The organism is Mycolicibacterium hippocampi (genome assembly GCF_010723735.1).
Lineage (GTDB): Bacteria > Actinomycetota > Actinomycetes > Mycobacteriales > Mycobacteriaceae > Mycobacterium > Mycobacterium hippocampi.
Window position 1 is genome coordinate 2,371,058 of the sequence record NZ_BLLB01000002.1, and the last position, 16,806, is coordinate 2,387,863.

Sequence of the window (16,806 nt, forward strand, 5' to 3'; positions counted from 1 at the left end):
CGGCCGACGTACGCTTTCCGGCCGTGTGGGCGCGTAACCGACCGAGGGGAGAGGTCTTGGCAATCAACGGGATTCGTGCGTCACACCAGCCGATCCTCGTTGCCGAGGGCGTCTCCAAGCAGTTCGGCGGTCTGTTGGCCGTAGATGGTGTCGACCTGGTGGTATGGCCGGGTGAAGTTGTTGCGCTCCTTGGGCCCAACGGTGCTGGCAAGACCACCACGATCGAGATGTGCGAGGGGTTCCTCGCGCCGGACAGCGGGCGCGTGCGCATCCTGGGCATGGATCCGATGGCGAGCCGGGACCGCCTACGCCCTCACCTCGGTGTCATGATTCAAGGCGGAGGCGGTTATCCGGGCATACGAACCGGAGAGATGCTCGAACTGGCGGCGAGCGCGGCTGCCGAGCCACTCGACACGAAATGGCTGCTAGGCATGCTTGGCTTGGCCGAGGCTGTTCGGACGAAATATCGACAACTCTCAGGCGGTCAGCGGCAGCGCCTTTCGCTAGCGTGCGCTCTCGTGGGACGACCCGACGTCGTGTTTCTAGACGAACCGACCGAGGGGCTCGACCCCGCTGGGCAACAGCTCGTGTGGGACATAACCCGACGTCTTCGCGCAGACGGCGTCGCAATCGTCCTCACGACACACGCGGTCGATGAAGCCGAACAAATCGCGGACAAAGTGGTCATCATCGACAACGGCCGGATCATTGCCCAGGGCAGCCCCGCCGAGGTGACTCATCACGGCGCTCAGGAGCAACTCATCTTCACTGCCTCGAGTGGGCTGAACACCGTCGAGTTGAACACTTCGCTCGGCACGCGCTACACCGTCCAGGAGTCCACACCCGGGCGATATCTGGTACTCGGACGAATCTCCCCGGCAGTCGTCGACGCCGTCACAGCGTGGGGTGCCGCGGAACGAGTTCTTCTGTCGGAACTGCACGTTCGTAGCAGTCAGCTCGAACAGACCTTCGTAGAACTGACTCATCGCGAACTGGGCGTCGGATGACCTCGACCGCGGTCGCGCCCATCGCACCGGGAACGTTCGTCCCAGCGCCGGGTGCCGTTCCCGTCGCACGAACTGTCATCAGACTGAGCTGGCTGGAGTTCAAGCTATTCGCGCGCAACGGCGAGCAAATCGTTGTGAACCTGATCATTCCCGTGACGGCGCTCTTGGCCCTGATACTGCTTCCCGTAGGCGATCTAGGCGCCGATCGGCCGGCCGTAGTAGTGCCAGCCGTCATGGCCGCTGCAATCATCTCTAGCGCATTCACCGGTCAGTCAATCGCCATCGCGTTCGATCGAAAATACGGGGCAATGAAGCGCGTCGGCGCCACTTGCGCGCCACGATGGGCCATCGTCGTCAGCAAGTCAGTTGCCGTATCTGGCGTCATTGCTGCGCAATTGACCATCCTGGGTGCCATCGGACTCCTCGTCGGATGGTCGCCGGCAGCGACTGAGATCTTCAACATGGCTGTTATTGCTGCCGCCGGGGCCTCATGCTTCTCCGCGCTGGGTTTACTACTGGGCGGCGCGCTTCGTGCCGAACTCGTGCTACCACTCGCAAATGTGTTGTGGCTGATCCAACTCGGGATGGTCGTCAACGGAACATATACTCCGACAGCGAGTCCTGCTGATGTGCTGGTCGACTTCAGTCCCGCCGGCGCTCTCACTTCGGGGATGACGTCGACATCGATAGCGTCCCAGGAGCATGCGCTTCTGGTGCTGGCGATCTGGACGATCGCGGCCGGCTGCTTGGCGAAACGGTGGTTCCGCTTCACGTAGTGCGGTGCTCGCGAGCCCTGCGACGGTCCCGATGTAGGCGCCAATCTCGGTTGTGTACAAAGCGTTTGCGGTTGGAACGTGACAGGGCGTAATCGTCTCAGAAGCCGTTCGCCTCCGTCGCATACCGAGTGTCAGGTAGGCCACATGATTCTGGGCAGTTGATTACGGACCGATTGCACGCGGACGCGACATGGCCGCATACGGCACGAGTTTCGAAGAGAGGCGACTAACGATGAGCTCGCCGACGACGATGTCACCGCGCACGCTTCGCGGACGAGCGGGCGTCCGGTGACAACCACATCGCGGCGCGCGGGCTTCGTCGGCGCACAACTGGGTCGACCCCTCGGACATGTCGGTGGGTTCGCGCGAATGTGCACGCTGACGGGGAAGGGCCTTTTCCAGCGACCTTTCGAGTGGCGTGAGCTCATCATGCAGTCGTGGTTCCTGTTGAGCGTCACCATGTTTCCCACCATTCTGGCGGCCATACCGCTGACCGTGCTTTTGACTTTCACATTGAACGTCCTATTGGCCGAGTTCGGTGCGGCGGACATCTCCGGTGCCGGCGCCGCCCTCGGTGCCGTGACCCAGCTCGGTCCGCTCACCACAGTTCTGGTAGTCGCGGGGGCGGGTTCGACTGCGATCTGCGCTGACCTCGGAGCGAGGACCATCCGCGAGGAGATCGATGCGATGGAGGTGATGGGTATCGACCCTATTCGCCGTCTCGTGGTTCCGCGAGTTCTCGCGGCGACGATCGTTGCGAGCCTGCTGAACAGCCTCGTGATCATTGTCGGCCTGGTCGGTGGTTTCTTCTTCAGCGTGTACCTGCAGAACGTTTCCGCTGGTGCTTACCTGTCGACTCTCACCCTCGTCACCGGCTTGCCCGAACTCGTCATCGCCATGGCCAAAGCGGTGTCGTTCGGGCTGATCGCCGGACTCGTTGGCTGCTATCGCGGGCTGACGGTGTCCGGCGGAGCAAAGGGTGTCGGCACCGCTGTCAATGAGACGGTGGTGCTGTGCGTCATCGCGCTCTACGCGGTGAACGTCATCCTGACCACCATCGGTGTGCGTTTCGGAACGGGGAACTGACATGGCGAATGCTGCAGTTGTACGCGCTCGCTTCCCGAGAACAGCGGGAAGTATCGATCGCTACGCAGGGGGTCCGGCACGAATAGCGGATTCCTTTGGTCGCATGGTGTGGTTCACCATTGAGAGCGTCGGCGATATCCCGCTCACTCTGCGACGGTACCGCGCCGAAACGGTTCGGCTGATTGCGCAAATCGGCATGGGTAGCGGAGCTCTGGCCGTCGTCGGCGGAACCGTCGCGATCGTCGCCTTCGTGACGTTGTCTGGTAGCTCCTTGGTGGCCATCCAGGGTTTCTCCTCGCTGGGAAACATCGGTGTGGAGGTGTTTACCGGCTTCTTCGCGGCCCTGGTCAACGTCCGCATCGCCGCACCCGTGGTCACCGGCATCGCGCTGGCCGCCACCGTGGGAGCCGGTGCGACTGCGGAACTCGGGGCGATGCGCATCAGCGAAGAAGTGGACGCGCTCGAGGTGATGGGCGTGAAATCGATCGCTTTCCTCGCGTCTACGCGCATTATCGCAGCAATCGTGTGCATACTGCCGCTCTACGGCCTTGCCATGGTGATGGCGTTTCTGTCGCCGCAACTCGTTACCACGCTCTTCTACGGGCAATCCAGCGGAACGTACGACCACTACTTCCGCACCTTCCTGCGGCCCGAGGACGTGGCGTGGTCGTTCGCCATGGCGGTGGTCATCGCGATCGTTGTCATGGTCACGCACTGTTTCTACGGGTATACGGCCGCGGGCGGCCCGGTGGGCGTCGGGGAAGCGGTTGGCCAGTCGATGCGGTTTTCTCTCGTGGCGGTAGTCGTTGTTGCCATGTTGGGCTCGTTGGCGCTCTACGGCGTCGACCCGAACTTCAATCTCTCGGTGTGAACGTGATGGATACTCAGTACCCGGAGAACACTCGTCGGAGGCGCCCGTACCGCATGACTGCCGTGGCGGCATGGGTCGTGCTGACCCTGGTCGGCGTCTTGGTGTTCGTGCAGTTTCGCGGCGGATTCACGCCCACCCAATCGCTGACATTGTTTTCCGACCGCGCGGGACTTCTTGTCGGCACCGGTTCGCGAGTTACGTTGAACGGCATCGAAATCGGCAAAGTGAAGTCGATCGACGAGGTCGAGCGTAACGGGCGACCCGCCGCCAAGTTCACGCTCGACGTTTCGCCGCGATACCTCGCAATGATCCCCGTCAACGTTGACGCCGCGATCAAGGCGACAACTTTGTTCGGAGGCAAGTACGTCGCGCTGGCCTCGCCGTCGAGCCCCGGCGCACCGATCGGAGCCAACGGCGTCATCGATGTTCAATCGGTTTCGACCGAAATCAACACGGTCTTTCAGACTTTGACGTCAGTTGCGCGATCGGTCGATCCGGTCAAGCTGAACCTGACTTTGAGTGGTGTGGCCGAAGCACTGTCCGGATTGGGGCAGAAGTTCGGCGAGTCGCTCGTCGACGCGAACCAGGTGCTGGACAACCTCAACCCCCAGATGGACCAAGTCCAGCACAACTTTAAGCAATTCGCCGCCCTCACCGATGCCGTGGGCGATGTGTCACCCGAGCTGTGGAACGCGCTGAAAAATTTGTCGACAACAGCCCGCACACTGAATGAGCAACAGAGCGACCTCGATGCAACGCTGCTCGCGGCCGTCGGATTCTCGAACACCGGAGCTGACGTGCTGGACGCGAGCAGCCCGCATCTCACCCAAACTCTCGCCCAGTTGACGCCGGTGTCGGCCCTGCTCGACACGTATTCCCCCGGTTTGCACTGCGCGATACGCAACGCTGCCGAGGTTGCGCCGACTGTGGCGGCGGCCCAGGGAACAGGCAACGGCTATTCAGTACGGGTTCACACGCAACTCGTCGGCGGGACGAATCCGTACGTCTATCCCGACAACCTGCCGAGGGTCAACGCCCGCGGCGGACCCGGCGGAGCGCCCGGATGCTGGCAGCAGATCACGCGGGAACTCTGGCCTGCACCAGCACTCATCACCGATACCGGCGCAAGCGTCGCACCGTACAACCACTTCGAGATTGGCTCGCCCTGGGCTAACGAGTACATCTGGGGCCGCCAGGTCGGCCAGAACACGGTCAACCCATGAGGCTCACTGCGACTGCCATCAAGCTGGCTGCGCTATCTCTGGTGTTGGTGTTCTTCGCCGCCGTCACCGTCGTGATCTTCGGTCAGATCCGATTCGACAAGACGGTCGGTTATTCCGCCGTGTTCGCCGACGCCAGCGGTCTGAGAGAGGGACAATTCGTCCGCGCCTCTGGCGTCGAAGTGGGGAAGGTGCGAGAGCTGCACCTGATCGACGGAGGCAAGCGAGTGAAGGTCGACTTCGATGTTGACCAGACCCTGCCGCTCTACTACTCGACGAACGCACAGATCCGATACGCCAATCTCATCGGCGACCGGTACCTGGAACTGAAGAGGGGTGACCGTCACGGCAGCGGCGATGGCGTGCTGGCTCCCGGCGGTGAGATCCCGCTTGAACGCACGGCCCCCGCGCTAGATCTCGATGCGTTGATCGGAGGCTTCAAACCGGTCTTCCGCGCGCTCGAACCCGAAAAGGTCAACACCATCGCCTCGGCAATCATCACCGTCTTCCAGGGGCAGGGCGGAACCATCAACGACATCCTCGACCAGACAGGTCGGCTGACCTCGGCACTGGCCGATCGCGACGAGGCCATCGGAGCGGTCGTCAAGAATCTCGGCATGGTGCTCGACACGATCATCGCGAAGGCCGGCGATGTAGACGCCACCGTCACCAATCTCGAGAACCTCATTGCCGGCTTGGCCGAACAAGCAGATCCGCTGGCTGACAGCGTGGCCAATCTCAGCAACGCCACGGGAGCGGTGGCAGATCTACTGGCCGACAACCGGCCGCTGCTGAAGGACACTGTCGCGTCCGCGCAGAACATTCTGCAGCCGCTCGTCGTCCAACAAGACCAGGTGAATGACCTGCTGCAGAAACTCCCCACCGCGCTAACACTTCTCGGCCGCAGCGCCGGCACCTACGGCGACTTCATCAACCTCTATCTCTGCGATGTCACGCTCACGCTCAACGGTCTTCAACCAGGCGGTCCCGTCCGGACCGTCCGACTTACGCAGCAGCCGACCGGGAGGTGCACGCCTCAATGAGAGTGCTTGAACCAGCCAACCGGATCCGCACCGGCATCATGGCCGTCGCCCTCGTCCTGCTCGTTACGGCGGTAGGGCAGAGCTTCACCAGCAATCCGATAGTTTTCGCTGAGCCGCGCTACTACGGCGAATTCGCCGATGCCGGCGGTCTGCGGACTGGGGACAGGGTCCGGATCTCCGGCATGGATGTCGGCACGGTGCAGGAGGTGAAGATCGGCACGGGCCATGTCCGAGTCCGATTCACGCTTGGCGGCAACACGATCGGCGAAAAGAGCCGATTGATGATTCGCACCGACACCATCCTGGGGAGAAAGGTGCTGGCGGTCGACACCCGTGGAGAGCAGCCCCTGCGCCCCGGAGCGACGGTGCCCGTAGAACTGACGACGACGCCCTATCAAATTTACGACGCGTTCCAGGACGCCACTAAGGACGCCCAAGGATGGGACACGGACACCATCCGGCAGTCACTGCAGGTGCTTTCCGACACGCTGGACCAGACGTCACCACACCTCAGCGAAACACTAGCCGGCGTACGGAGATTCGCGGATACCCTCGGTAAGCGTGACGAGCAGGTCCAGCATCTGCTCGGCGAGACGAGCAAGGTCGCCGGAGTGCTTGGCATCCACGGCGACCAAATCAATCGACTTCTGGTCAACGCCCAGACGTTGATCTCGGCGATCAACCAACGCGGCAAAGCCATCGAAGCCCTGCTGAGCAATGTCAATGCAGTCGCCAGTCAAGTGCACGGGCTGATCGACGACAACCCCAACCTCAACGCGGTCCTGAAGCAGGTGGGCACCATCAGCGGGATCCTCGTGAACCGCAAGGACGATCTGGTCAAGACCGTGACTCAGCTCGGCCAATTCGTCGCTTCGCTGTCAGAGATCGTCTCGTCGGGACCGTATGTCAAGGCGGCAATCTTCAATCTGCTGCCGTATCAGATGCTGCAACCGTGGGTCGATGCGGCGTTCAAGAAGCGAGGTATCGACCCGCAGAAGTTCTGGCGCGACGCAGGCCTACCAGCATTCCAATTCCCCGATCCCAACGGGCAACGCCATGCCAACGGTGCGCCGCCGCCAGCCCCCGTCCCACTGGAGGGCACTCCGGATCATCCGGGACCGGCTGTGGCACCCGGCACACCGTGTTCCTACACTCCGCCCGAGGATGGGCTGCCGACTCCGGCGAATCCTCTTCCGTGCTATCAACTTTCGGTGGGGCCGTTCGGTGACAACCGCTATGGCCCCAACTACGAGGGACAGCGTCCCGACGTGGTCGGTCTGCCCCCGAATCCGGCCAACCCGGCACCTGCACCCGGGGTTCCGAGTTCCGCGTTCCCCAGTCAGATGCCGCCGACGCTGCCCGGCGCCCCAGCCGCGCCAGCCGCGCCAGTCGCGCCAGGTCCCCCAGGGGCCAGAACAGTGCCGGTCGAGCCACTCCCCGGTGACCCCTACATCGCACCGGGCTCGCTACAGGGTGACGGCACATCGCCGCTGCCGCCGGCACTCGTCGGACCGCCACCGCCCCCCGGGCCGGGCCCGCAGTTACCCGTCGGAACCGGAGGAAACGGCTAGTGAACACCGATCTCAAATCCCTTGAGAGGCCGCGCAAAACGCTGGTCATCTCGATCGTCGCCGTTCTGCTTGCCATCGTCGCTGGCTACGGTGGCTGGCGGCTGTTCACCAAACTGACAACCAACACCGTGGTGGCGTATTTCACGCAGACGAATTCGCTGTACGCCGGTGACGAGGTCACGATCATGGGCATCCCCGTCGGGGTCATCGACAGCGTCGAGCCCGCCGGCGACAAGATGAAGGTGACCTTTCATTACCCGACGAAGTACAAAGTGCCCGTCAACGCTTCCGCGGTCATTCTCAACCCATCGCTGGTGGCATCGCGCAACATCCAGCTCGAACCGGCATACACCGGCGGTGAAACTCTCGGCGACAACACTGTCATTCCAATCGAGCGCACGCAGGTGCCCGCGGAATGGGATGACCTGCGCAACAGCGTGAGCGACGCGGTGACCGCCCTGGGCCCGACGCCCGAGCAACCCAAAGGTCCGATCGGTGACACGATCGAATCCCTCGCCGACGGGCTGGCCGGTAAGGGACAGGAGATCAACAAGTCGCTCAACGCCGTGTCCACCGCACTGTCGGCGATCAACGACAGTCGTGGCGAAACGTTCGCGATCCTGCGTGGTCTCGCGGCCTTTCTCAACCAACTGCAGATTAGCGAACAGCAGTTGGAATCGTTGAACACCAATCTCGCCCAGATCACCTCGAGCCTGTCGCCCACTGATCACGACGTTGCCGATGCCGTCGAGAGTCTGAACGGTCTTTTGCCCGTGCTGCAAAAGTTTCTCGACGAGAACGGCGAAATCGCCACTCAGGACGTCAACAATCTGTCAGAAGCGACCACACCCCTGGTGCAGGCCGACACGGCCAGCTACTTGGAAACTTTCCTGCACGTGTTCCCGACGTTCGCGGCCAACGCCAACAACGCCTATCATCCCAGCCACGGCTCGTTGACGATCATTCCGGCGGTCACCAACTTCGCCAATCCCATTCAGCTCATCTGCGGCTCGATACAAGCCGGGAGCCGACTCGGCTACCAGGATTCTGCGGAGCTCTGTGCGCAATATCTGACACCAGTGCTCGACGCAATCAAATTCAACCACTTGCCGTTCGGCCTGATGCCGTTCAGCACCGCAGAGTCCCTGCCGAAGCACGTTGCCTACTCCGAACCTCGGCTCCAACCCCCAAGCGGATACAAGGACACCACGGTGCCCGGCATCTTCTCACCGGACACGCTGTTCTCCCACGGCAATTTCGAGCCCGGATGGGTGACGGCACCCGGGATGCAGGGAACTCAGGTCCGTCCGTCGACAGGTAATCTGCTGACACCTGCGTCGCTTTCGCAGCTGATGGGCGGCCCCGATCCTCTACCGGCGCCAGCGGGGCAGAACATGGCTGGCCCACCGAACGCGTACGACGAGAGCAGCCCGCTCCCGCCCCCGTGGTACCCGCAGCCGGCTCCGCCGCCGCCTCCCGGACCCGACGTGGTCCCCGGCCCAGTCGCGCCCGTGCCGGCCCCTGCCGCCCCGGGACAGCCCGCCGCCGGACCATTGCCAGCCGAAGTCGGAGCAGGTCGATGAACGCTATCCAACGATTCACATGCGCGGTGCGACGCCGTGCGGGAAAGTGCCGGACCCGCAGGGGCATCCGAAAGTCAGTCGTGTTACTGGGTTTAGCCGTTGTGCTGAGTGCGTGCTCGCAATGGCGTGGAATCGCCAACGTCGCGATACCGGGCGGACCGGGCGGAGGCCCCGGCTCGTACACCGTGTACGTGCAGATGCCGGACACGCTGGGACTCACCCCCAACAGCAAAGTGCTGGTTTCCGACGTCTTTGTCGGCAAAGTCCGGTCCATCGCATTGAAGAACTGGGTGGCGACGCTGACCCTCGAGGTAGATGGCGGAGTCCGGCTGCCGAAAGACGCCACTGCAACCATCGGCCAGACCAGCTTGCTCGGCACGCAGCACGTCGAACTAGCCGCGCCACAGACGATTTCATCGACAGAGATTCTACGCAACGGCGACACGATCCCGCTGAAGCACTCATCGGCGTATCCGACGACCGAGCAGACGCTGGCAAGCATCGCGCTCCTCCTACGTGGCGGCGGGGTGGCCAATCTCGAAGTGATCCAGAACGAGGCATACGCCATCGTCAACGGGCGTGCCGGTCAGATCCGCTCACTGCTGGACAAGCTCGACACGTTTACGGCCAAGCTGAACGAACAGATCGCCGACATCACCCATGTCATCGATTCGGCCGACCGGGTGCTGTCGATCGCAGCCGAGCGCAACGAGACACTGGCCGACGCCTTGGCCACGGTGCCGCCTCTCGTTGACTACCTCAACAGGTCCCAAGGCCGCGTCATCGACGCCGTCACCGCCCTGGGTAGGTTTAGCGACGTCACGCAAAACACCGTCGAGCCGCTGGAAGTGGACCTCAACCGCAACCTGGTGTCGCTGCAGCGGCCGCTGGCACAGCTCGTCCGTTCGGCGCCGCACCTCGTGCCCGCGCTCAAGTTGGCGCTCACCGCGCCGTTCAACATCGATGCCGTGCCCAAAGCTTTCCGGGGTGACTTCATCAACACATCCCTCAACGTCGATCTCACCCTCAGTGCCATCGACAACGGCTTCCTCACCGGCACTGGCGTTTCCGGCTCGTTGCGTGCTCTCGAGCAAGCCTGGGGGCGCGACCCGGCGACGATGATTCCCGACGTCAGATTCACCCCGAACCCCAACAACGCGCCCGGGGGGCCTCTCGTGGAACGAGGACCCTGATGAGGATCACCCGGCTGGTTCGCATTCAGCTCATCCTGTTCACGATCCTGACGCTGGCCACCCTTGCGATCCTCGGCGGCTACTACCTGCGCCTACCCGCGGTGGCCGGTCTGGGTCAGTACACGCTCAAGGCGGATCTGCCGACGTCAGGAGGCTTATACCGCACGGCGAACGTGACGTACCGCGGCGCGACCATCGGCAAGGTCACCGCCGTCGAACCCACGGCAACCGGGGTTCAGGCGACGATGCGGATCGACGACGAGTACAAAATTCCTCTGGAGGCTAGCGCCAACGTGCACTCGGTATCCGCAGTGGGCGAGCAATACCTCGACCTGGTCGCAGAAAGCGATTCGGGACAGTACTTTTCACCAGGGGAGACCATCACCAAGAGCACCGTCCCAGAGGAAATCGTTACAGCCCTCGAGGCGGTCGACCGCAATCTGTCCGCGCTACCGAAGGACAAGATCGGCTCGCTGCTCGATGAAACATCGCAGGCCGTGGGGGGACTGGGACCCGCTCTTCACGACCTCGTCAACGCGACACAGTCGCTGACCGGGGAGTTCGCCGCCAACACCGCTGATATCAACGACCTGATCACCAAATCGGTCCCGTTGCTCGACAGCCAGGCCGCGACCGGCGACGAGATCCGACAGTGGATCCGGAATCTAAACACGGTACTCACTCAGACCGCGGATAAAGATCCGCAACTCAGGAACGTCCTGTCAACCGCCGCACCGACCCTGGACACCGCGAACCAGCTGGCCGGTGGGCTCCGAGATTCGCTTCCTCAAACCCTTGCCAATCTCGAGATTGTGACCGGGCTACTCCTGCGATATCGCCAGGGTGTCGAACAGGTTCTCGTGCTGCTGCCGCAGGCGAGCGCGGTCGCACAGACGACCACGCTGCCGTTTCCGGGTGAGGCCAACATCGACCTTGGACTGGCGATCAATCAGCCGCCGCCGTGTCTGACCGGGTTCCTGCCAGCCGCGCAATGGCGGTCACCCGCCGACACGAGCCTTGCGCCGTTGCCGTCGGGAACGTACTGCAAGATCCCACAAGACGCGACGGCGAACGCTGTTCGCGGCGCCCGGAACTTGCCCTGCGTAGACGTACCAGGCAGGACCGCGGCGACGCCGCAGGAGTGCCGGAGCGGCGAACCCTACGAGCCGATGGGTACGAACCCGTGGTACGGCAATCCGAACCAGATCGTGGCATGCCCGGCGCCGGCGGCACGCTGTGACCAACCTGTCAAACCGGGGATGGTCATCCCGGCGCCCACAGTCAACACCGGTCTCATCCCTCTGCCGGCCGACCAGCTGCCCGGCACGCCGCCCGCGGTCAGTGATCCGCTCACTCCACCCATAACCGGCACGGTCAAATGCGATGGGCAGCAGCCGAATCCGTGCGTGTACACCCCGGCTGGATTGTCACCATCTGCCAATCCCGTGGGCCAGAGCGGAGAAGCAACGGGTCCGGACGGCGTCAGGTACACGGTGACCAATGCGAACGGAGGAGAGGACGGATGGAAGCACATGCTGGCTCCAGCGAGCTGATGAGCTCCGAGCTTGACGAATCAGCCTCGCCGCGACGAACGAGACGGCCGAGCAGACGCTCGCTGGTGATCACCGCGGCCGCGTTGACCGTGCTCGCCGGAGCGACCACAGCCGCCGGCCTCCTTGTCGCACGCACACACCAGCAGTCCACTTCGGTCAGAAGCGAAGAGACTGCCGCAATCGCAGCGGCCAAAGACTGCATCTCGGCGACGCAGCCGGTCGACACCGCCGCGCTACCGGCGAGTCAGCAGAAGCTCATCGACTGTTCCACAGGCGATTTCGGCACCCAAGCGCAGTGGTACGGAGCGGTGCTGGATGAGGCCTATCGGGCCGTCAACGTGCGCGTCCAGGTGCCCGCGATGTACGCCGCGGTGGAGCGGCACAACGATGATGGTTCCATCACCGCCATGGTCGCCTTCCGCGCGGTCATCTCGCAGCCCGGAATGGCTGATCGGGAGAACGGCTACCGCGTCAGAGTGCGCATGGTCTCCGAGAACGGCACCTTCAAAGTGGCCAATCTCGACCAGGTCGCGCAATGAGCACCGCGGGGAACTTCGACGCGGACATCCAGCCATCAGACGCTGTTCCGGCGGGCTGGTTTTCTCGCCTCGGAGCGGCCACAGTGGATGTGCTACCTGGAGCGGCCGTGGTGTCCACTGCCGCGCTGGCAGCGCTGGCGCTGCCATCACGCGATTCATGGTGGTGGGTGTGCGCCGGTGTCGGTGTCGCCGCGATCGTCTGGACCGCCGCCAACAGACTGATCCTCCCGGTTGTCTGGGGCTATAGCGTGGGGCGAGCTGTGTTCGGCGTTCGCATTGCCACTCGGGACAGTACGGACATCGGTCCTTGGCGGCTGGTTGCGCGTGAGATTGCTCACCTGCTCGACGTTCTCACGGTGGTGGGCTGGCTATGGCCCGCCTGGAGCCCGCGCCGAGGCACCTTCGCGGACATGGCTACGCGTACCCAAGCGTGCAGGCCGATGGATCACGCCGATGGACAGCCACGCCGAATAGGTGCCGCGCTGGTGGCGACGGCCGCATTGCTGTGCGCGGCGCTGGCCGGCATCAGCTATACCGCCGTCGGCCAGTATGACTCCGCCGTTCGCGACGCACAGCTGCAGGTCTCGGCCGACGGACCCCGCATGGTGGAACAGCTGCTGAGCTATCAACCCGAAACCGTGGATGATGACTTCGACAGGGCACGCGCGGTAGCCTCTGAGACCTACCGCGATCAACTCATAGCCCAGCAGCAGGCGATCCAGGCGGCCGCACCGGTTCGCAACCAGTACTGGGTGGTGCGTAGCGCAGTCGTCGCCGCGGAACCCGATGCCGTGACGATGCTGATGTTCCTTGAGGGCGAGCGGGGGACATTGCCGGACCTGCGCTACCTCACCGCTTCCGTTCGGGCCAGCTTCGTTAACGGTGGCGATGGAGGCTGGCGCGTCGATCGACTCGACGTTATCACCTCTCCCCAGACCGGCGGCTCGCAATCATGAGTCCGCGTCGCAAGCTGGAACCCGATGAGGTGTCGTTCTTCGCAGGGTGGCGGCCTCGACATCGCTTCCGCTGGGGACTCCCCCTAAGTGCGCTGGCCGGGGTCATCATCGCGCTGATCTCGATTACGTTGTGCGCCGACGTTTTCACGAGCCATCAAACGCAGCGACTGGACGCCGTCCGCGATATCGAGGCACTTGGCTACGTGCGAGATTTCATGACGGAGTTCACTTCACCGGATCCCTTCCACGCCAACGACTACGCGAGCCGAATCCTCGCGCAGGCGACTGGCGACTTCGCCGAGTACTACAGACAGAATCAGAACGCGATCCTTATCGGCGTCGCTCGGTCGGAACCCACCACTGGGACCGTTATGGACGCGGGAGTGTCGAGACGAAACGACGACGGAAGCGTCGACGTTCTCGTCGTCACCAAAATGCTGGCCAAGTCCACCGACGGTGCGCTGCTGATGGAGCGTGCCAACCGGTGGGTGGTCACCGCGAGAGAGGAGGGTGACCGGTGGATGATCAGCAGCCTGAGTCCGATGATCTAACCGATACGCACGGCAAAAGTCTCGTGACCGAGGACACTGCCGTTGAGGACGACGGTTGTGCCCAACACCCTGAGCCACAACGGCGGCTCGACAGAATCGGCGGATGGCCAGGTGCGGCCGTTGCCGTCGCGACGGTGTTCTTTCTGGCCTCGGTGGCGTTCGCCGGCGCGGCCCTGCAGCCTTACCTCGCCGACCGCGCAGATGCAGCCAACCGGCTGGACGTCGCCCACACCGCCGCCGAGGCTGTCACCACCCTATGGACATACACTCCGGACACGATCGATCAATTAGCCGATCGCACCGACGAATTCTTGACCGGCGACTTCCGCACCGAGTACCGGAAATTCCTCGACTCAGTCGTCCTCCCCAACAAGCGCGCACAAATCACCGACACCACCGATGTCGTCGGGGTATCGGTCGAATCGCTCACAGGCTCAGACGCCGTGGCCCTCGTCTTCACGAACACAAGCGCCACCAGCCCCATGACCCAAAACGTGCCGGCCCTCAAGTACATCGCGTACCGCCTCGAAATGAAGCGTGAGAATTCCAGCTGGCGCGTTAACACCATGACCACCGTCAGCTTCATCGATATGACGCCGCAGTTGTGACGGCACAAGGACGGAAGTGCGCATGAGTCGCAGCAGATCAGTGCCCTACGCGTGGGCCGGCGTGACGCTAGTCGGCGTCATCGTGATCATCCTTGTGATTTCATGGCAACTTTTCCCACGGCTATTCGCGGCGCAGGGTTTGGTCAACGACCTCAGCCCCGCATTCACCGTCGAGCGGGTTATCGGGGACCGCGGCGGAATCAACATGGTCTCCAACGCGACCGAAACGGGAGACGCCATGATGCATCCCGACGGCGCGGCTGCCGAATACCCGAAGTTGATCAGCCTCGTCGCCGAAAGAACCGCAAAGTCCGAGGATGACGCGGCAGCCTTGTTGCGCAACGACTATCCGGCGATCAATGGCTTTCTCGCCTCGCTGCCGCTGCCGGAGGTCAGCGCCGAACTGCCGAAGCTCGTGCACTATCTGGGCACGGTACTGCAGATGACACCCGCCGAGGTGGACCAGATGCTGCAGTCGGACTATCCGAAGATCTGGCAGGTCTACGTCAACTTGCCGCAACTCACGCAAGGGTGGGATCACATCCCTGGTACTGAGAAGCTCACACGCTTCGACGGCACACCTGTGCAGTCGATGCCGGAACTTCGAACGTATCTCAGTGAGGAAGTTGTCGCTCCGGTAGAACGCCAGCAGGCCAACTTCCGACCGCTGGGAGTGCGCGGTGGCGTAGCGTTTCTCGCACCACTGCTGCTCGCGCTGGGTATCGCGGTAATCGTCTTCGGTGCTGTGATGATGGTCAAGACTTGGCGCGGAGTGCCCGTAGGTAAGGGCCGTTTCGTTTGGGTCTTGGTGCCGGTGATCGGCGTCATCGTCGTAGCGTTGGTGCTGGCACTGAACTTGTTTCCTCGCTTGATCGGTGGCCAACGACTCCTCGATGACACCCGGGGCGTCTTCGCCCTCGACCGCATTCAAGGTGACCGTGCAGGTATCGAGTTCATCAATGTCTTCGTCAACGCGCTTGGCCCGGCAGTGCTGCCCGACGGGGGAGTCACCGAGGAGTATCCGAAACTGCTCGATCAAGCGGCACAGCACGTAGGTGTCCCGGTCCAGGATGTTCGAGATCTCGTACACCTCGACTTCCCGCACACAGCGGATCTCCTCGATGGAGTTCCCTTCTCGGCGTCCACCGCTGATGCGAGCCGACTGATCGACGATCTCGCCAGCTCCTCGAACGTCACGCCGGCCGAGATGATGGCCACCCTGCGTGAGCAACTACCGCAGACGTATCAGCTCATCACCAATTTGAAGGTCGTCACCGATGGGTGGACGGAGGTACCCGGTACCGACGGGCTCACTCGATTCGACGGAACACCGGCTCGATCGGTACCACTGATACGAGATTACTTTCGCGGCGACGTCATACCGGGCCTCGAGCGCCAACAGCGCAACTACGTTGTCGTCGACACCAACTGGCCGGAACTGACGGTGTTCGCTCCACTTCTCACCGCACTGGGCATCGCTGTGGTCCTGTACGGCCTGTTCTTGGGTCACCTCACGAAGAGGCAGCTGCGCCGTCAAGGCGTGGCGACGGGACCATTCGAGCCCACGCACGGTCGTCCCGCTCTGGCGAAGTTGCGCTGACGCATTCGTTGCAATAGGTGTGCGGCGCTGTTCAAGTACCGATGTGTTGCGTGTCACATGATGGCTAGAGGCGACGAAAGCTGTTTTCGGTGAGCATCTTTCGTCTCGCAGAGGCAATGGTGTGCTGCGCACGCGGGTCATCGGTTTTTCAAGGATGACACCACCAGGCGTCGTCGGTCCATAACGGAGATGGAGGGTTCTGCCCCCGGCGCCGACAGCCAGAGGCCTGGCGGAAACCGGCCCAGTGGCCGCCGGTTGCCGATCGACACAGCGCGCACTGTTGCGGACGCACTGGAGCATCGGGCTGACCGAGGGGGCCGGGCAACCGGGTCGATGGCCACCTGATCAAGGACGGAAGAAAACTGTGATGCAAAGAATGCAGACATGCAGCGACATCAATGCGGAGCATCAGCCCGACGACGTGGAGCGAGCCATGATCGAGTTCGTCAGGCGTTGGCACTCCTATGGCGGCGGTCCGGCCTGCACGATCTTCGTAGAGTTCGGAATCACCGAGCGAGACTTCTTTTCGCGGACCTTGGCACTGTTGAAGACGGACTACACGGCAGCTCGCCTATCTTCGGCCACCATTGCCCTCATGCAAAATGTGTGTCTGTGGCGTCTGGACGCCCGGTGACCGGTCCTGAGACCA

16 protein-coding genes are annotated in these 16,806 nt (G+C 62.9%); all 16 read left to right on the forward strand.

Annotation, left to right across the window (positions count from 1 at the left end; genetic code table 11):
* The first annotated feature begins 62 nt into the window (after positions 1-62).
* The 16 genes from G6N53_RS12565 (at position 63) to G6N53_RS12640 (ending at position 16,791) form a co-directional block, all read left to right on the forward strand.
* Positions 63-1,007: an ABC transporter ATP-binding protein gene (locus tag G6N53_RS12565; protein WP_163895827.1), complete on the forward strand. Its 945-nt coding sequence runs from the start codon at positions 63-65 to the stop codon at positions 1,005-1,007.
* A complete protein-coding gene (locus G6N53_RS12570; protein ID WP_163888751.1) occupies positions 1,004-1,783 on the forward strand; it encodes an ABC transporter permease in 780 nt (259 codons plus the stop codon). Before G6N53_RS12565 ends, G6N53_RS12570 begins: the two co-directional genes overlap by 4 nt.
* A 288-nt stretch (positions 1,784-2,071) precedes the next feature.
* Positions 2,072-2,869: an MlaE family ABC transporter permease gene (locus tag G6N53_RS12575; protein ID WP_163888752.1), complete on the forward strand. Its 798-nt coding sequence runs from the start codon at positions 2,072-2,074 to the stop codon at positions 2,867-2,869.
* Between the two features lies 1 nt (position 2,870).
* Positions 2,871-3,740: an ABC transporter permease gene (locus tag G6N53_RS12580; protein ID WP_163888753.1), complete on the forward strand. Its 870-nt coding sequence runs from the start codon at positions 2,871-2,873 to the stop codon at positions 3,738-3,740.
* A 5-nt stretch (positions 3,741-3,745) separates the two neighbouring features.
* Entirely contained in the window at positions 3,746-4,963 is a 1,218-nt protein-coding gene (locus tag G6N53_RS12585; protein ID WP_163895829.1) for an MCE family protein, read from the forward strand.
* Complete coding sequence (locus G6N53_RS12590) at positions 4,960-6,003, forward strand: MCE family protein (protein WP_163888754.1); 1,044 nt, start codon at positions 4,960-4,962, stop codon at positions 6,001-6,003. The genes G6N53_RS12585 and G6N53_RS12590 overlap by 4 nt, the downstream gene beginning before the upstream one ends.
* Positions 6,000-7,574 carry an MCE family protein gene (locus G6N53_RS12595; protein WP_163888755.1) on the forward strand — a complete coding sequence of 525 codons (1,575 nt, stop codon included), beginning with the start codon at positions 6,000-6,002 and terminating at the stop codon, positions 7,572-7,574. Before G6N53_RS12590 ends, G6N53_RS12595 begins: the two co-directional genes overlap by 4 nt.
* On the forward strand, positions 7,574-9,157 hold the full coding sequence (locus G6N53_RS12600) for a virulence factor Mce family protein (RefSeq protein ID WP_163888756.1): 1,584 nt from the start codon (positions 7,574-7,576) through the stop codon (positions 9,155-9,157). The genes G6N53_RS12595 and G6N53_RS12600 overlap by 1 nt, the downstream gene beginning before the upstream one ends.
* Positions 9,154-10,350 carry an MCE family protein gene (locus tag G6N53_RS12605; RefSeq protein ID WP_163888757.1) on the forward strand — a complete coding sequence of 399 codons (1,197 nt, stop codon included), beginning with the start codon at positions 9,154-9,156 and terminating at the stop codon, positions 10,348-10,350. The genes G6N53_RS12600 and G6N53_RS12605 overlap by 4 nt, the downstream gene beginning before the upstream one ends.
* Positions 10,350-11,903, forward strand: coding sequence for an MCE family protein (locus G6N53_RS12610; RefSeq protein ID WP_163888758.1), 1,554 nt, complete (start codon positions 10,350-10,352; stop codon positions 11,901-11,903). The genes G6N53_RS12605 and G6N53_RS12610 overlap by 1 nt, the downstream gene beginning before the upstream one ends.
* The gene (locus tag G6N53_RS12615; RefSeq protein ID WP_494337348.1) at positions 11,903-12,442 is read left to right on the forward strand and encodes an Rv1363c family protein; all 540 of its coding nucleotides are present in this window, start codon (positions 11,903-11,905) and stop codon (positions 12,440-12,442) included. Before G6N53_RS12610 ends, G6N53_RS12615 begins: the two co-directional genes overlap by 1 nt.
* A complete protein-coding gene (locus G6N53_RS12620) occupies positions 12,439-13,398 on the forward strand; it encodes an RDD family protein (protein WP_163888760.1) in 960 nt (319 codons plus the stop codon). The genes G6N53_RS12615 and G6N53_RS12620 overlap by 4 nt, the downstream gene beginning before the upstream one ends.
* Positions 13,395-13,949 (forward strand): mammalian cell entry protein, encoded by a 555-nt coding sequence (locus G6N53_RS12625; RefSeq protein WP_163888761.1) that lies wholly within the window; start codon positions 13,395-13,397, stop codon positions 13,947-13,949. The genes G6N53_RS12620 and G6N53_RS12625 overlap by 4 nt, the downstream gene beginning before the upstream one ends.
* Positions 13,916-14,557: a mammalian cell entry protein gene (locus tag G6N53_RS12630; RefSeq protein ID WP_163888762.1), complete on the forward strand. Its 642-nt coding sequence runs from the start codon at positions 13,916-13,918 to the stop codon at positions 14,555-14,557. Before G6N53_RS12625 ends, G6N53_RS12630 begins: the two co-directional genes overlap by 34 nt.
* 22 nt (positions 14,558-14,579) lie before the next feature.
* Complete coding sequence (locus G6N53_RS12635; RefSeq protein ID WP_205390370.1) at positions 14,580-16,157, forward strand: hypothetical protein; 1,578 nt, start codon at positions 14,580-14,582, stop codon at positions 16,155-16,157.
* 433 nt (positions 16,158-16,590) lie between these two features.
* A complete protein-coding gene (locus G6N53_RS12640; protein ID WP_163888763.1) occupies positions 16,591-16,791 on the forward strand; it encodes a hypothetical protein in 201 nt (66 codons plus the stop codon).
* Positions 16,792-16,806 lie beyond the last annotated feature (15 nt).